Source organism: Catenulispora sp. GP43 (assembly GCF_041260665.1).
Taxonomy (GTDB): Bacteria; Actinomycetota; Actinomycetes; order Streptomycetales; family Catenulisporaceae; genus Catenulispora.
Window position 1 is genome coordinate 62,482 of sequence record NZ_JBGCCT010000038.1, and the last position, 14,269, is coordinate 76,750.

Genomic DNA, 14,269 nt, shown 5'->3' on the forward strand with positions numbered 1-14,269 from the left:
GCTCGCTGCCATGTCCGAGCGATCGCTCCAAGAACCCACCATCCTGCTCCTGACAGCCCTGGCCGACGCACCGAAACACGGCTACGCGCTGATGCAGGAGGTCGACACCATCTCCTCCGGCCGAGTGCGCCTGCGCACCGGAACCCTGTACGGAGCCCTGGACCGCCTGCTCCAACAAGGCCTGATCCGCATTGACAGCGAAGAGGTCGTCGACGGACGCATGCGCCGCACCTACGCCTTGTCCGACAACGGACGCGAGGTCCTCGAAGCCGAGGCCGAGCGGCTGCAGGCGACAGCCGAGGAGGCGCGCCGACGACTGAGCGCCGGCCGCCAGCGGGCTCGGATCCAGGGCCAGGGGGCCGGGGCATGAGCGGCGGCACGGATCCGGCGTTCGCGCAGCGACTCCTCACACCGGCTCTGCGCCTCTACCCGAAGAGCTACCGCGATCAACAGGGGTCTGAGATAGCCGGCACCTACACGGCGGCCACCGCCGGCGCCACCCGCGCGGAGATCCTTCGTGAAGCGCTCGACGTCGCCCGCCACGGCCTGCGAGTCCGCCTGCGCCTGACCTCCGACCGGTACGGCGGTGCCGTCGTCGGCGCGGCGCTGCCCTACGTTCTCGGCAGCGTCGCCGGCCTTTCCGGTGTCATGCTCTATCTGATGTTCCGGGGCGGGATCAACACGCACCACGAGGATTTCCTCTTCCGCATCCGCTTCGAGACCGGTCAGGGCTCCGACGGCGCTGTCCTTGCCTACATCCCGGTGTCAGTACTGGCCGCCGCGAGCGCAATGGCCCTGTCCGCGTTGGTCGGCCGCTGGGCCTTGGCCCGGTGGTTCGCCGTGGCCACACTGGTCGCCGCGGCCGTCACCATCGCGGTCGTCTTCGAACTGCGGCGCGGAGCCCACATCTATGTCCTGACAACGTTCCCCGGGTTCGAGATGCCGCTGATGCTGGCGGCCTTCGCAGCGCTGGTGCTCGCCGTACCTCCAGAGGCCAGAGCCCTTGCCGGGCATCGGATTCCCACGATCGCGGTCGCACTGGCCGTCACCGGAATGCTCCAGCTGGCATGGCAGCGCGAGGGCTTCGCCTGGTCGCTGATCACTGCGATGCCGGGGGTCGTCGCCGCCGTCCTGGCCCTGGCGCTGGCCGCCGGGCTGCGCAACGGCCTCGCGCCCGGCGCCGTGGCGCTGGCCTGCGGCCCCTGGCTGATCCAGCCGCTCACCGGCGACCTGTACGACTACGGCTACGACGGCACTCAGTACGTCCTGCTCGTCGCGCTCGGCATCATCCTGGTGCTCGCGGCGGGAAGCCGCCACCACCGAAATCGAATGTCGGCAGCGAAACCGCCCTGGTAACCTCCCCATCGCGGACGGGGAGCGGGGGATGCATCAATGGGGCTGGACGCCTTCTTCGACGGCCTGGAAAAGCTCATGGACGAGCTGCGCGAGCGCTGGCCGCGCGCCACGTTCTGGGTGATCGTCGCGCTGTGGTCGCTGGCCGCCGCCATTCCCACCGCGGGGGCCGCGCTGACCGGGGCCGGCTGGTTCAGTATCCTGATTCCGCTGGCGCCGCTGATCGTCATAGGGCTGACATACTGGGGCGGCGTCGAGTGGATCCCCACGTGGCTGTGGGTCACGGCGCTCTCGGTGTGGGCGCTGCTGCCCGGCGGTCTGGCGTCGGCGGGGCCGAAGGACGGTGCGGCCAAGACCGCGACCGCCGCCTTCCTGTTCTGTTACGGGCAGCTGCTTGTCGCGCTGCTGACCGCGATCTGCGTCCGACGCGGGTTCTCGGTGCGGACGCCGTTCGCGCAGCTGCGGCTGACCCGGCTGCGCCTGGTCGCGGCGGCGTTCCCGCTGGCCCTGTCGTTCCGGCCCGACCCGAGCCGGCCGGGGAAGGGCGCGAGCTGGCACGAGTTGGCGTGGTTGCTGGTCTTCGCGACGGTCATGGCCGCCTGCGCACTGCCCGGTGCGCGCAAGGCGCTGCTGGCCGCGCTCGCCATCGCCGGCGGGGCCTGGGCGATCCTGGCGCACGCCGCGCCAGGTGACCGCTGGGCCCAGATCGGCGAGAACGGCTGGCTCTGGGCCACCGGCTGCTACCAGTGGCTGCGCACCTCGCGGCAGGACTTCTGGCACGGCGGGCACGAGCGCGTGACCTGGCAGCGGGCCGCCTGAGCGCGGAAAGGACGGGGCGAGCGATGCCCAGCTCAGACGGCCCAGAAGCCGCCTGCCCGCCAGTGAGCACCGCCCGCCCCGCCCGGTCATCGCAGACCCGCGGGACCTGCCGGATCAGCCCGATCAGCCCCGCTTCTCCGGCGCGGCGGCCGAAGCGCACGTCGCCGCATCCGCCGCATCCGCCGCACCCTCCGCGCCCGCCGCCCCACCGGCCCGACCGGCCCGACCGCCCGCGACTCCCCCGTGAGCGTCTCCCCCATGCGCGACATCGAACAGATCCGGCGCAGCCCGCCGCACCGCATCAGCTTCCGCATCGTCCCCCCGCGCCTGCGAAGCCCGCTCGGCCTCGACCCGGGCCAGATACCGCTCCACCTCCTCGCGCACCGTCGCCTCGCTCCACCCCAGCACCGGCGCCATCAGCGCCGCCACCTCCGGTGCCGCCGCGACGCCGCGGTCCCAGGACTCGATCGAGATGCGGGTGCGCCGCGTCAGCACGTCCTCCAGGTGCAGCGCGCCCTCGTGCGAGGCCGCGTAGACCGCCTCGACCCGCAGGTAGTCGTCGGCGCCGGCGATCGGCTCGGCCAGCGACTCGTCGGCCGCGATCAGCTCCAGCAGTTCGTCGACGCAGGACCCGTACCTGCGCAGCAGGTGCTCCACGCGTACCTGGTGCAGGCCGGTGCGGCGGGCGAGCCTGCCGCGCTCGTTCCACCGCGCCGCGAAGCCCTCCGCGCCCAGGACCGGGACCTTGTCGGTCACCGAGTCCGGGATCTTCGCGCCGTCCGTGGTGTCCAGGTCCTCGACCGCCGCGTCGACGACGTCCTTGGCCATCACCCGGTACGTGGTGTACTTGCCGCCGGCCACGACCGTCAGGCCGGGCGCCGGCGAGGCGACGATGTGCTCGCGGGACAGCTTCGTGGTCTGATCCGCGGTGCCGGACAGCAGCGGACGCAGGCCCACGTACACGCCCTCGATGTCCTCCTCCGTCAGCGGCTTGCTGAGCACCGCGTTGGCATGCTCGAGCAGGTACTCGATGTCGGCACGGCTGGCCGCCGGGTGCTCGCGGTCCAGATCCCAGTCGGTGTCCGTGGTGCCGACCAGCCAGTGCCGGCCCCAGGGGATGACGAACAGCACGCTCTTCTCGGTCCGGGAGATCAGCCCGGTGCGCAGGTCGATCCGGTCGCGCGGCACCACCAGGTGCACGCCCTTGGACGCCCGCACCGAGATCGACGCCCGCAGCTGCGCCAGCTCGTGGATGTCGTCCGTCCACACCCCGGTCGCCGCCACCACCTGCCGGGCCTTGACCTCGATCCGGCCGCCGCCCTCCAGGTCCTCGACCACGGCGCCGGTGACCCGGCCGCCCTCGCGCAGCAGCCCGGTCACGCGCGTGCGCGTCGCCACGCGCGCCCCGTACTGCGCCGCGGTGCGCGCCAGCGCCATCACGAACCGCGCGTCGTCGACCTGCGCGTCGTAGTACTGGATCGCGCCGACCAGCGAGTCCGACCGCAGCGCCGGCGCGCGCCGCAGCGCCGCGGTCTTGGTCAGGTGCCGGTGGCGCGGCAGGGCGCGGGCGCCGCCCATGGTGTCGTAGAGCATGACGCCGGCGCCTATGTAAAAGCGCTCCCATATCCGGTGCCGCAGCGGCAGCAGGAAGGGGACCGGGCGGACCAGGTGCGGCGCGATCCGGTTCAGCAGCAGCCCGCGCTCGGTCAGCGCCTCGCGTACCAGGCCGAAGTCGCGCTGCTCCAGGTAGCGCAGACCGCCGTGGATCAGTTTGCTGGAGCGGCTCGACGTCCCGGCGGCCCAGTCGCGGGCCTCGACCAGGGCGACGGACAGCCCGCGGGTGGCGGCGTCGAGCGCGGCCCCGGCCCCGACCACGCCGCCGCCGATGACCAGGACGTCGAACTCCTCCTCGGCCATCTGCTGGAGCGCGCCGAGGCGGTACTGGGCGCCCAGAGGTGTGGATTGCACGGTGTTTCCTCCGTTTGTACTACGGGTGGACGGGACGGGGGCGGGCCCGAAGGCCCGCCGCGGTCGATCGATCAGTCCTCGAAGTCGACCCAGTTCAGCGTCCGGTCCACGGCCTTCTTCCAGTTGCGGTAGCCCTTGGCGCGCGCGGCCTCGTCGGCCCGCGGCTGCCAGCGCTTGTCCTCGTTCCAGTTGCTGACCAGCTCGTCGGTGCTGCTCCAGAAGCCGACGGCCAGGCCCGCGGCGTAGGCGGCGCCCAGGGCCGTGGTCTCGGCGACGACCGGCTTGGACACCGGCACGCCGAGCACGTCGGCCTGGATCTCCATGGCCAGCTCGTTGGCGGTGACGCCGCCGTCCACGCGCAGCACGTCCAGCCGGACGCCGGAGTCCTGCTCCATCGCCTCCACGACGTCGCGGGTCTGGTAGGCGATCGACTCAAGGGTGGCGCGGGCCAGGTGGGCGTTGGTGTTGTAGCGGGACAGCCCGACGATGGCGCCGCGGGCGTCCGAGCGCCAGTACGGCGCGAACAGGCCGGAGAAGGCCGGCACGAAGTACACGCCGCCGTTGTCCTCGACCTGCCGGGCCAGCGACTCGCTCTGCGCGGCTCCGGAGATGATGCCGAGCTGGTCGCGCAGCCACTGCACGGCCGAGCCGGTCACCGCGATGGAGCCCTCCAGGGCGTAGACGGCGTCCTGGTCGCCGAACTTGTAGGCGACCGTGGTCAGCAGTCCGTTCTCCGAGCGGACGATCTCCTTGCCGGTGTTCAGCAGCAGGAAGTTGCCGGTGCCGTAGGTGTTCTTGGCCGAGCCCGGGGTGAAGCAGACCTGGCCGACGGTGGCGGCCTGCTGGTCGCCGAGGTCGCCGGTGAGCGGGACCTCGCCGCGCAGCGGGCCGTCGGCGCGGGTCTTGCCGTAGCCGTCCGGGTCCGAGGAGGGCCGGATGGCCGGGAGCATGGCGCGCGGGACGTTGAAGAACCCGAGGAGTTCGTCGTCCCAGTCCAGGGTCTCCAGGTCCATCAGCATCGTGCGGCTGGCGTTGGTGACGTCGGTGACGTGCACACCGCCGTCGACGCCGCCGGTGAGGTTCCAGATCAGCCAGGTGTCCATGGTGCCGAAGATCGCGTCCCCGGCCTCGGCGTCGGCCCGCAGGCCCTCGACGTTCTCCAGCAGCCACTGGATCTTGCCGCCGGCGAAGTAGGTGGCCGGCGGCAGGCCGGCCTTGCGGCGGATGACCTGGCCGCGCTCGTCGGCGTCCAGCGCGGCGGCGATGCGGTCGGTCCGGGTGTCCTGCCAGACGATCGCGTTGTAGTACGGCCGTCCGGTGTGGCGGTTCCACACCACGGAGGTCTCGCGCTGGTTGGTGATGCCCAGCGCGGCCAGGTCCGAGGCGTGCAGGTGCGCCTTGTTCATCGCGGTCTCGATGACCGCCCGGGTCCGCTCCCAGACCTCGGTGGGGTTGTGCTCGACCCAGCCGGCCTTCGGCAGGATCTGCTCGTGCTCCAACTGGTGCCGGGCCACCTCGTTGCCGCCGTGATCGAAGATCATGAAACGGGTGCTGGTGGTGCCCTGGTCGACCGCGCCGACGTAGTCAGCCATGAAGGGGTGCCTCTCTCGCGATCCGCAGAAATCTGAAACTGGTTGGAACGGTGGTGCGCGGGCGTCCGGCTACACGGCCGGCTGCTCCGCCGGGACCGCCGGGTCGATCGGCACGGCCGCCGGGTCGTCCGGGGTGGCCTCGTCCGACAGGAAGGTGCCGATCAGGAGCTTGTAGAGCCCGGCGCCGATCAGGCCGCCGATGATCGGGGCGACGATGGGCACCCAGAAGTACAGATCGCCGTACTGGTCCCGGAAGGCCGTGCCGTAGCCGGTGAAGAACTCCGCCAGGCGCGGGCCGAAGTCGCGCGCCGGGTTGATGGCGTAGCCGGCGTCGGTGCCGAAGGCCATGCCGATGGCCACCACGAGCAGGCCCACCACGACCGGCGCCAGGTTGGCCCCCGGGGAGGTGTTGCGCAGGTCGGTGATCGCCAGGATGCAGAACAGCAGGATCGCCGTGCCGATGATCTGGTCGCGGAACCCGCCCCACATGTGCACCGGCAGCGAGCCGTTGCCGGGCAGCGTGGAGAAGATGCCCTGGCTCTTCAGGGTGTGGCCGGGGTCGAACTTCGCGATGACCTCGGTGTAGTTCCAGCGCACGATCAGCGCCGCGACGAACGCGCCGGCGGTCTGCGCCAGGGCGTACGGGGCCACCTTGCGCCACGAGAAGCCGCCGAAGGCGGCCAGCGCGACGGTGACCGCGGGGTTCAGGTGCGCGCCGGTGATCTTGGCTGCCACGTAGACACCCAACAGGACGCCGAACCCCCAGGCCCAGGCGATGCTGTCGTGGTTGCCAATACCGCCGGCCACCACCTGTGCCACCACGCCGAGGCCGAACAGCAGAAGGATGAACGTGCCCGCGAACTCCGCGGCCATCTCTCCCACGAGCCCTTTGGCCCGAACGCGATCCGCCAAGCGATTCGCCATGTCTCCTCCTGACCGGGTGGGACGCCCCGGCCGTCCGGGGCGCCTGAAGTCCCGCGGGGAGCGTTCGCGGCTCACCATGGGATTCCGCACAGCGTGCGTTCGCGGAAACCTCCCGTCAACGGATGCCGGTCGACATTGTCGAACTCTGGTCAGGATCCCCGACCTGAGGTACCGTCGCGCGACATGGCGGTAATCTTCGCGCAGTTCCCCGTTCCGGCCGGTCAGGCCGGCCGGGGCGCCGCGCATGCCCCGCCGGGCTCGTCCGCGCCGTGCCCGTCCCCGGGTACGGCGTTCGACGACGTCGACCACCGCACGAAGGGCTATCATCACCGCCATGCCGGGACCCGTGCAGTCCATCGAACGCGCGGCAGCGATCCTGCGCCTGCTGGCACGTGGTTCCGGGCGGCTCGGGGTCGGCGAGATAGCGGCCTCCCTGGGCCTGGCCAAGGGCACGACGCACGGCATCCTGCGCACGCTGCAGGGCGTCGGGTTCGTCGAGCAGGACAAGTCCAGCGGCAAGTACCAGCTCGGCGCCACCCTGCTGCACCTGGGCACCAGCTATCTGGACGTGAACGAGCTGCGGTCCCGGGCGATCAACTGGGCCGACGCGCTGGCCGCGCGCAGCGGCGAGGCGGTGTGGATCGGCACGTTGCTGGAGGGCAAGGTGCTGATCGTGCACCACGTCTTCCGGCCGGACGACTCCCTGCAGAGCCTGGACGTGGGCGCGCTGCTGCCGCTGCACGCCAGTGCGCTGGGCAAGGTCCTGCTCGCCTACGACACCCAGGCCGCGGCCGAACTGCGCGAGACCGAACTGGCACCGCTCACCCGGCGCACGCTGGTCACCCCTGCCGCCCTGCGCCGAGAACTGACGAAGGTGCGCGAACACGGCTACGCCGCCGACATCGAGGAGTCGACGCTCGGCCAGGCCTCGATCGCCGCGCCGATCCGCGGCTACGGCGGGCTGGTGGTCGGCGCGATCAGCATCACCGGGGCGGTGGACCGGCTGTGTCCCTCGACCGGCAAACCCGACCCGGCGCAGGCCGAGGCCGTGCAGAACGCCGCACAGATGATCTCGCGGGATCTCGGCGCGGGACGCTGGTAGTCCCCGGCGCGGCCCGGCGCGGCGATCGCCGCCATCGCCGCTACCGCCACCACCGCCTTCGCCACCACCCCCCGCCCACAGCCTGAACTCCCCCTCACCGAAAGGCTGCACCATGGTCGCGCACTTCGTGATGTCGATCGACCAGGGCACGACATCCACGCGCTGCATCCTGTTCGACCGCGGCGGCCGCCTGGTCTCGGTGTCCCAACGCGAGCACAAGCAGTACTTCCCCAAGCCCGGCTGGGTCGAGCACGACGCCGCGGAGATCTGGCGCAACCTGGAGCACCTGGCCCCCGAGGCGCTGGCCAAGGTCGGTGTGACCGCCTCCCAGGTGGCCGCGATCGGCATCGCCAACCAGCGCGAGACCACGGTGCTGTGGGACCGCCGCACCGGCCACCCGCTGGGCCGGGCGATCGTCTGGCAGGACACCCGCACCGACGAGCTGGTCGCCGAGTACGCCCGCCGCCCGGACGCCTCGATCGTCCTGGAGCACTCCGGCCTGCCGCTGGCCACGTACTTCTCGGCGCCGCGCATCCGCTGGATGCTCGACCACACCCCGCGGCTGCGCGAGCGGGCCGAGCGCGGCGAGATCCTGTTCGGCACGATGGAGAGCTGGCTGATCTGGAACCTGACCGGCGGCATCGACGGCGGCGTGCACGTCACCGACGTGACCAACGCCAGCCGCACCCAGCTGATGAACATCAAGACCCTGCAGTGGGACCCGGAACTGCTGGACTTCTTCGGCGTCCCGGCGGCGATGCTGCCGGAGATCCGCTCCTCGGCCGAGGTCTACGGCCCGGCGGCGCGCGCCCTGCCCGGGGTGCGGATAGCGGCCGCGCTCGGCGACCAGCAGGCGGCGCTGTTCGGCCAGACCTGTTTCGCCCGCGGCGAGGCCAAGTGCACCTACGGCACCGGCAGCTTCCTGCTGCTGAACACCGGCGACACCCCGGTCCGCTCCACCCACGGCCTGCTCACCACGGTCGGCTACCGCATCGGCACCGAACCGGCCGTGTACGCGCTGGAGGGCTCGATCGCGGTCACCGGCTCGCTGGTCCAGTGGTTCCGCGACAGCCTCGGCCTGATCACCACCGCCCCCGAGATCGAGACCCTGGCCCGCACCGTCGAGGACAACGGCGGCTGCTACATCGTCCCGGCCTTCTCCGGCCTGTTCGCCCCGCACTGGCGCAGCGAAGCCCGGGGCGTCATCGTCGGGCTGACCTCCTACATCACCAAGGGCCACCTGGCCCGCGCGGTCCTGGAGGCCACCGGCTGGCAGACCCGCGAGGTGGTGGACGCCATGAACGCCGACTCGGGCCTGGCCCTGACCACCTTGAAGGTGGACGGCGGCATGACCGCCGACAACCTGCTGATGCAGTTCGTCGCGGACGTCCTGGACGCCCCGGTGGTCCGTCCGATGGTCGCCGAGACGGTGTCCCTGGGCGCCGCGTACGCCGCGGGCCTGGCGGTCGGCTACTGGCCGGACCTGGAAGGCCTGCGCCGCAACTGGCACCGCGCCGCCCTGTGGAACCCGGCGATGGACGCCGGTCGCCGCGAGAGCGAGTACGCGAACTGGCGGCGGGCGGTGGAGCGGACCTTCGACTGGATGCAGCCGGCGCCGGAGGGCAAGCCGCGCAGCTGATCAGGACCGCGGCTTGCCCTCCGGTCAGGTCAGGCCGCGCCGCCGAGGATCGCGCAGACCTCGTCGGTGTCGGTCAGGATCGCGTCGCCGGCGAACTCCAAGCCGGCCAGCGAGCGCTCGGCGGCGGCGTGGTTCCCGGCGCCGCACGCGTCGCGCACGACGATCGGGATGTACCCGAGGTCCGCGGAGTGGCGCACCGTGGGCTCGATGCCGACCTCAAGCGCCACGCCGGCGATCAGGTAGGCGCGCACCCCGCAGTCGCGCAGCACGATGTCCAGCGGCGTGCCCTCGAAGGCGGACATCGTGATCTTGTCGATGACCGCCTCGTCGGGCCGCGGGTCCAGGCCCTCGGCGAGCTGGAAGCCGGGCGAGCCGTACGGGATCAGCGGACGCGTGTCGGCGGCGGCGTCCTTGTGCTGCCAGAGCTTGGCCTGCCGGAGCTGGAAGACGCCGGCCAGCGGGGCCGGCATGAAGTAGTGCCGCAGGAAGATCGTACGGACCCCCCGCCGGCGGGCCGCCTCCAACAGCCGCTGGACGTTCGCCAGCACCTGGCCGCCGTCAGGGATCTGCCGCAGCACGCCGACCTGCATGTCGTAGACGATCAGCGCGAGCCGCGCGGGGTCGAGCGCCTCGGCCAGCGATTCGGGGATTTCCAAGCCGTTGAAACGATCCACGCCGCAAACGCTACAGCCGCGGGCCCGCGAGCGCCGCCGTCGGGCATCGTCGCCTACACCGAGGTCAGGCGGTTACCCTGATCAGCATGGAGGAGAATCGAGCGCGCCGCGTGGTCGACGCCCTGCGCGAACGCGGCGTCGACGCGCACGTCGCCAAGGTCAGCGTGTACCAGTTCGGGATCCGCGTGATGCTCTCGGGCGGACGCCAGGCCGAGTGGGACACCGACGACACCGCGGGGCTGGAAGCCCAGGTGATGAAGGACGGGATGCTGGTCGGCTTCGTGCCGACGATCGAGGGGTCCGAGGACTTCGACGAGCAGCAGACCATCGACGCGCTCCTGCGCACCGACTACGACCAGCCCATCGCGACCCGCCGCGCCCAGGCTCCGCCGCCGCAGCCGGCGCTGCCCCGGGACGGCGGCGTGTTCCGCCGGTTCCTCGAGGGCTTCCGCGAGCGCTGAGCTGGCTGCTGGGGGCTAGGCGCCGGCTGCCGGATACCGTACGCGCTGCTGAAAAATCCTGCGAGGATCCAGCAAGAAGCCGATACTCTCAGCCATGAGCACCCTGGGAAAGATCACGCACGAAGGCCTGACCTACGCCGAGATCCAGGGCTTCCGCCCCCTCCTGTTGGACCTGCACCTGCCGGCCACGGCCAGCGCACGGTCCCCGGTCCCGGTCGTGGTCTGGATGCACGGCGGCGCCTTCTGGTCCGGCGACCGCCGCTACCTGCCCGCCGACCTCGCGCCGAACGCGGTGTTCGACGCCCTCGCCGCCGCCGGCATCGCCGCCGCGACCATCGACTACCGCCTCTCCGGCGAGGCCGCGTTCCCGGCGCAACTGCACGACGTCCGGGCCGCCATCAGGTACCTGCGGGCCAACGCCGCGACCTGGGGCCTGGACCCCACCCGCGTCGGCGTCTGGGGCGAGTCCTCCGGCGGCATGCTCGGAGCGCTCGCGGCCCTGGCGCCCGCCGACAAGGACGCCGACGGCACCGCCGACCAGCCGCTGGCGGCCGCCGCGACGTTCTGCTCGCCGACGGACCTGGTGGCGCTGCGGCATTTCAGCGCCATTTACGGCCTGCTCGGGGAAACCGGCGACACCGCCGCCACCAGCGCCACCCTCGAAGCCGCGGCCGCGCAGGCCAGTCCACTGACGTACGTACACGCCGACGCTCCACCGTTCTTCATCGTGCACGGCGACGCCGACAGCAAAATCCCGATCCGCCACGCCGAACTCCTGCACGAAGCACTGCTCGCGGCCGGCGCGCACTCGACGCTCATATCCGTCGCAGGCGCCGAGCACGTCTTCGACGGACACCCCAACCCCCAAGACCTCGTCGACCAGACAGTGGCCTTCTTCTCCCGCGAACTCGCCTCCGCCGGCCCGGCCCGACCGCGACCCCCACGACGCCCGTGACGGCGAGGCCCGCCGCCATCGCGAGCCCACTGCGCGGCCGGCCCCCCTGCGTGACCGGCCGTGCGAACCACTTCAGCGCGTGGTGACAGTCGCCCGCGGCGAACAGCGCGTGCAGGACGGACATGTCACGGGACCTGTGCATACTCGGTATGGTGTTGGGTCATGGGGATATACATACCGGGTATGCAGGGTGGGGCGCAAGGGCCTGGGCTTCCCACCGGCCGGCGCCCGCGCCGCCAAGCCGGGGTCGCCGTCGCGTGCTGGCACTTGCGCACCGTCCGGCCCAGCCGGGGGCCGTTGCGGCCCGTCCGACCGCCGGGAGTACTGCGACAGTTCGATCAGGTCATCGCGCGTCGCGGCCACCACGTCGCGATCCCATGGCGCCCGCTTGCTCGTTGCTCACGGCTCGGCGATACGCCCGAGCGTGACCGCGCGGTCCCCCCGTGTGCGGTGCGGAGTCGCCCGCGCGGTCACGCGGAGCGGTGGGCGGCGGGACGGTCGGCTGGCCCCCTGGCGCGAGGCCCCGGCATCCGCCCCCCGGCGCCGCCGCCGAGCCCGTTGTCTCCGGACCCGGTGCGGCCGACGCCGGGGCCTCACGGCCGGCCGGACCGCCGCCCGCCCTCAGCGGATGCGCTCTGGCAGCGCGATCCCGGTGAGGGCCGCCAGCCGCCGGCGGCTGGCGACGCTGAGCGTGGCCAGGGCGCCGGTGCCGACGATGAGCAGGACCGTCTGGAGGGTTTCGCGGACGGCGCGGGAGTCCGTGTCACGCCGTTGCGCGGCAGCGGTGAGCGGGACCAGGCAGTCGGCCAGATCCTCGCGGACGGCCTCGGGCAGGCCCGGCCACAGGTGCCGGATCCGGGACGCCAGCTCGTCGATCGCCAGGGCGTCGGCCTCGGCGTCGGCACCGACTCCGGCACCGACGCCGGCCTCGGCATCGGCGTCGGTCCCCCGCGCCGGCGCCGCCGCACGCCCGGAGCCGACGCTGCCGCCCGAGCGACCCGGCTGGGCTCTGCCTGTCTCCACCGCTTCTCCCCTCCATCCGGTCCTGTCCACTGAACCTAGGAAGGCCGGAGCCCGCGGGACAGAGTTGCCCGTCTCCAATCCGCATTCGCCACCCTTACAGGGTTCTGATATCTCCCCACCAGCGCGGCGCGGCCATACGCTGAGCCAGTGCTCGAATTCATGCCCGGAGACCCCGGATCGGCCCCAGACGACCTGCGCACCCTGCGCACGGCCGCCGGTCTGAGCCTGCGTGCACTGGCAGCGCACAGCGGCTACAGCACCTCCTATCTGTCCCGGTTGGAGAACGGACGACGCGCGGCGACCCCGGAAGTCGTCCGGCTCTACACCACCCTCGCCGAACCGGCCGATAGAAAACAGAACCCTCAGATACCCAGCCCACGACGGCCCGCGGACCGGACATCGGGTCCGGCGCGCAGCGAGTTGGGCATCGTCTGGTTCGGCGCCGAGATCCGGCGGCTGCGCATGGCCGAGGGCAAGTCCCTGGACGCCCTCGGCGGCGAGGTCTACATATCGCGCGCCTACCTCGGCAAGATCGAGCAGGGCAGCGCCCGCGGCACCTACCAGCTGGCCCTGGCCCTGGACGGCGCGCTCGGCGCCGGCGGCCGCCTGGCGCGGCTGTTCCTGTCCGAACACGCCCGGATCGGCCCGGTACCGGCCGACATCGGCATCCTGGACGGCCCCGGCATCGCGAACCGCGTCACCGATCCGCGCGATAGTCAGAATCCTGATGCGCACATCGATCCACACACCGACCTGCACACTGACCTACACACCGACCTACACACCGACCTACACACCGACCCGCGCGCCGACCCCGCCGACCCGGCCGAGTTCGCCGCCGCGGCCCTGGACCGTCTGGACACCCTGCGCGCCCTGAGCCACCGCAGCGGCCCGCACGCGGTGTTCGCCGAACTCAGCCACGGCGTCGCCGACCTGCACAACCGCGCCGCAGCTGTCCTCCCGTCGGCCGCCGCGCCGCTGCGCTCGGCGGCCCTGCGCTACGCCGAGTTCCTCGGCTGGACCGCCCAGGAGACCGGCCACGACGCCATAGCGCTGCGCTGGACCCGCACCGCCCGCGACTGGGCCCGCGCCATCGGCGACACCGACGCCGTCGGCTACGCGCTGATCCGCCAGTCCCAGTGGGCCCGGCGCCGCGGCGAGGCCGAGCAGGCCGTCGACCACGCCCGGGCGGCCGGCGCGCTGCCCGGCATCTCCCCGCGCATCCGGCAGTTCGCGGCGCAACGGGAGGCGCAGGCGTGCGCGCTGGCCAAGGACGAGGCGGCGTTCCGCCGCGCGCTGGACCGCTTCCACGACCTCGCCGGCACCGGCCAGGAACCCGCCGGGGACGCCGATCCGGTGCGCCCGCAATGGGGCCCGCGGCCGGACCCGGTCTTCGAGCAGTCCCGGATCCTGGAGGCGACCTGCCTGATCGACCTCGGCGACTTCCGCGCCGCGGCCGTGCTGTTCGCCGAGCACATGGGACGGCTGGCCGGCGGCAGCCGCACCGGCTACGCACGCCTGGCCGTGCGGGAGGCGACCGCCTACGCCCACCTCGGCGAGGCCGATCTGGCCTGCGAGGTGGCGGCCCGGTGGCTGCCGGTGGTGGCCCGGGTGGGCTCGGCCTCGCTGCGCGGCGACCTGAACCGTCTGACCCGCACCCTGAACCGGCACCGCGCCCGGCCCGCGGTGCGGGACCTGCTTCCGGACCTGTCCGCCCTGGCCCGCGCCGCCGGCTCGGCCCCCGTCATCGACCGCTGAC

Annotated in this window: 13 protein-coding genes; 8 read left to right on the forward strand and 5 right to left on the reverse strand. The window is 72.4% G+C overall.

Translation table 11 applies throughout. The features are described from left to right. The first annotated feature begins 10 nt into the window (after positions 1 to 10). Genes ABH926_RS46260 through ABH926_RS46270 form a run of 3 tightly spaced genes read left to right on the forward strand, consistent with a single transcriptional unit; the run spans position 11 to position 2,172 of the window. The gene (locus ABH926_RS46260; RefSeq protein ID WP_370373529.1) at positions 11 to 370 is read left to right on the forward strand and encodes a PadR family transcriptional regulator; all 360 of its coding nucleotides are present in this window, start codon (positions 11 to 13) and stop codon (positions 368 to 370) included. Then, positions 367 to 1,356 (forward strand): hypothetical protein, encoded by a 990-nt coding sequence (locus ABH926_RS46265; RefSeq protein WP_370373530.1) that lies wholly within the window; start codon positions 367 to 369, stop codon positions 1,354 to 1,356. The genes ABH926_RS46260 and ABH926_RS46265 overlap by 4 nt, the downstream gene beginning before the upstream one ends. A 36-nt stretch (positions 1,357 to 1,392) precedes the next feature. Continuing rightward, entirely contained in the window at positions 1,393 to 2,172 is a 780-nt protein-coding gene (locus tag ABH926_RS46270) for a hypothetical protein (protein ID WP_370373531.1), read from the forward strand. Positions 2,173 to 2,295: 123 nt separating this feature from the next. On the opposite strand, the gene ABH926_RS46275 is transcribed toward ABH926_RS46270, so the two are convergent. The 3 genes from ABH926_RS46275 to ABH926_RS46285 all read right to left on the reverse strand — a co-directional run bounded on the left by ABH926_RS46275 (position 2,296) and on the right by ABH926_RS46285 (position 6,656). Continuing rightward, the gene (locus ABH926_RS46275) at positions 2,296 to 4,140 is read right to left on the reverse strand and encodes a glycerol-3-phosphate dehydrogenase/oxidase (protein ID WP_370373532.1); all 1,845 of its coding nucleotides are present in this window, start codon (positions 4,138 to 4,140) and stop codon (positions 2,296 to 2,298) included. Between the two features lie 71 nt (positions 4,141 to 4,211). After that, positions 4,212 to 5,732 (reverse strand): glycerol kinase GlpK, encoded by a 1,521-nt coding sequence (glpK, locus tag ABH926_RS46280; RefSeq protein WP_370373534.1) that lies wholly within the window; start codon positions 5,730 to 5,732, stop codon positions 4,212 to 4,214. A 69-nt stretch (positions 5,733 to 5,801) separates the two neighbouring features. Continuing rightward, the gene (locus ABH926_RS46285; protein ID WP_370373536.1) at positions 5,802 to 6,656 is read right to left on the reverse strand and encodes an MIP/aquaporin family protein; all 855 of its coding nucleotides are present in this window, start codon (positions 6,654 to 6,656) and stop codon (positions 5,802 to 5,804) included. 334 nt (positions 6,657 to 6,990) lie between these two features. Between ABH926_RS46285 and ABH926_RS46290 the strand changes: the two genes are divergently transcribed. Further along, positions 6,991 to 7,758, forward strand: coding sequence for an IclR family transcriptional regulator (locus tag ABH926_RS46290; protein ID WP_370373538.1), 768 nt, complete (start codon positions 6,991 to 6,993; stop codon positions 7,756 to 7,758). Between the two features lie 112 nt (positions 7,759 to 7,870). Further along, the gene (gene glpK / locus ABH926_RS46295; RefSeq protein WP_370373540.1) at positions 7,871 to 9,397 is read left to right on the forward strand and encodes a glycerol kinase GlpK; all 1,527 of its coding nucleotides are present in this window, start codon (positions 7,871 to 7,873) and stop codon (positions 9,395 to 9,397) included. Positions 9,398 to 9,426: 29 nt separating this feature from the next. Here the strand turns inward: glpK (ABH926_RS46295) and ABH926_RS46300 are convergent, their stop codons facing one another. Beyond that, entirely contained in the window at positions 9,427 to 10,071 is a 645-nt protein-coding gene (locus ABH926_RS46300) for a cysteine hydrolase family protein (RefSeq protein WP_370373541.1), read from the reverse strand. 86 nt (positions 10,072 to 10,157) lie between these two features. Between ABH926_RS46300 and ABH926_RS46305 the strand changes: the two genes are divergently transcribed. Both ABH926_RS46305 and ABH926_RS46310 read left to right on the forward strand, forming a co-directional pair. Continuing rightward, a complete protein-coding gene (locus ABH926_RS46305) occupies positions 10,158 to 10,532 on the forward strand; it encodes a hypothetical protein (RefSeq protein ID WP_370373543.1) in 375 nt (124 codons plus the stop codon). A 94-nt stretch (positions 10,533 to 10,626) separates the two neighbouring features. After that, positions 10,627 to 11,487, forward strand: a complete 861-nt coding sequence (locus ABH926_RS46310; RefSeq protein WP_370373545.1) for an alpha/beta hydrolase fold domain-containing protein — start codon at positions 10,627 to 10,629, stop codon at positions 11,485 to 11,487. A 621-nt stretch (positions 11,488 to 12,108) separates the two neighbouring features. On the opposite strand, the gene ABH926_RS46315 is transcribed toward ABH926_RS46310, so the two are convergent. Further along, positions 12,109 to 12,510, reverse strand: a complete 402-nt coding sequence (locus ABH926_RS46315; protein ID WP_370373547.1) for a hypothetical protein — start codon at positions 12,508 to 12,510, stop codon at positions 12,109 to 12,111. A gap of 147 nt (positions 12,511 to 12,657) precedes the next feature. Here ABH926_RS46315 and ABH926_RS46320 point away from each other — a divergent pair, with 147 nt between their 5' ends. Then, complete coding sequence (locus ABH926_RS46320) at positions 12,658 to 14,268, forward strand: helix-turn-helix domain-containing protein (protein ID WP_370373548.1); 1,611 nt, start codon at positions 12,658 to 12,660, stop codon at positions 14,266 to 14,268. The last annotated feature ends 1 nt before the right edge of the window (position 14,269 follow it).

Bases quoted from the DNA above. Each gene is read 5' to 3' on its own strand.
- ABH926_RS46260 (WP_370373529.1), top strand. From the start codon at position 11: ATGTCCGAGCGATCGCTCCAAGAACCCACCATCCTGCTCCTGACAGCC.
- ABH926_RS46265 (WP_370373530.1), top strand. From the start codon at position 367: ATGAGCGGCGGCACGGATCCGGCGTTCGCGCAGCGACTCCTCACACCG.
- ABH926_RS46270 (WP_370373531.1), top strand. From the start codon at position 1,393: ATGGGGCTGGACGCCTTCTTCGACGGCCTGGAAAAGCTCATGGACGAG.
- glpK (WP_370373534.1), bottom strand. From the start codon at position 5,732: ATGGCTGACTACGTCGGCGCGGTCGACCAGGGCACCACCAGCACCCGT.
- ABH926_RS46285 (WP_370373536.1), bottom strand. From the start codon at position 6,656: ATGGCGAATCGCTTGGCGGATCGCGTTCGGGCCAAAGGGCTCGTGGGA.
- ABH926_RS46290 (WP_370373538.1), top strand. From the start codon at position 6,991: ATGCCGGGACCCGTGCAGTCCATCGAACGCGCGGCAGCGATCCTGCGC.
- glpK (WP_370373540.1), top strand. From the start codon at position 7,871: ATGGTCGCGCACTTCGTGATGTCGATCGACCAGGGCACGACATCCACG.
- ABH926_RS46305 (WP_370373543.1), top strand. From the start codon at position 10,158: ATGGAGGAGAATCGAGCGCGCCGCGTGGTCGACGCCCTGCGCGAACGC.
- ABH926_RS46310 (WP_370373545.1), top strand. From the start codon at position 10,627: ATGAGCACCCTGGGAAAGATCACGCACGAAGGCCTGACCTACGCCGAG.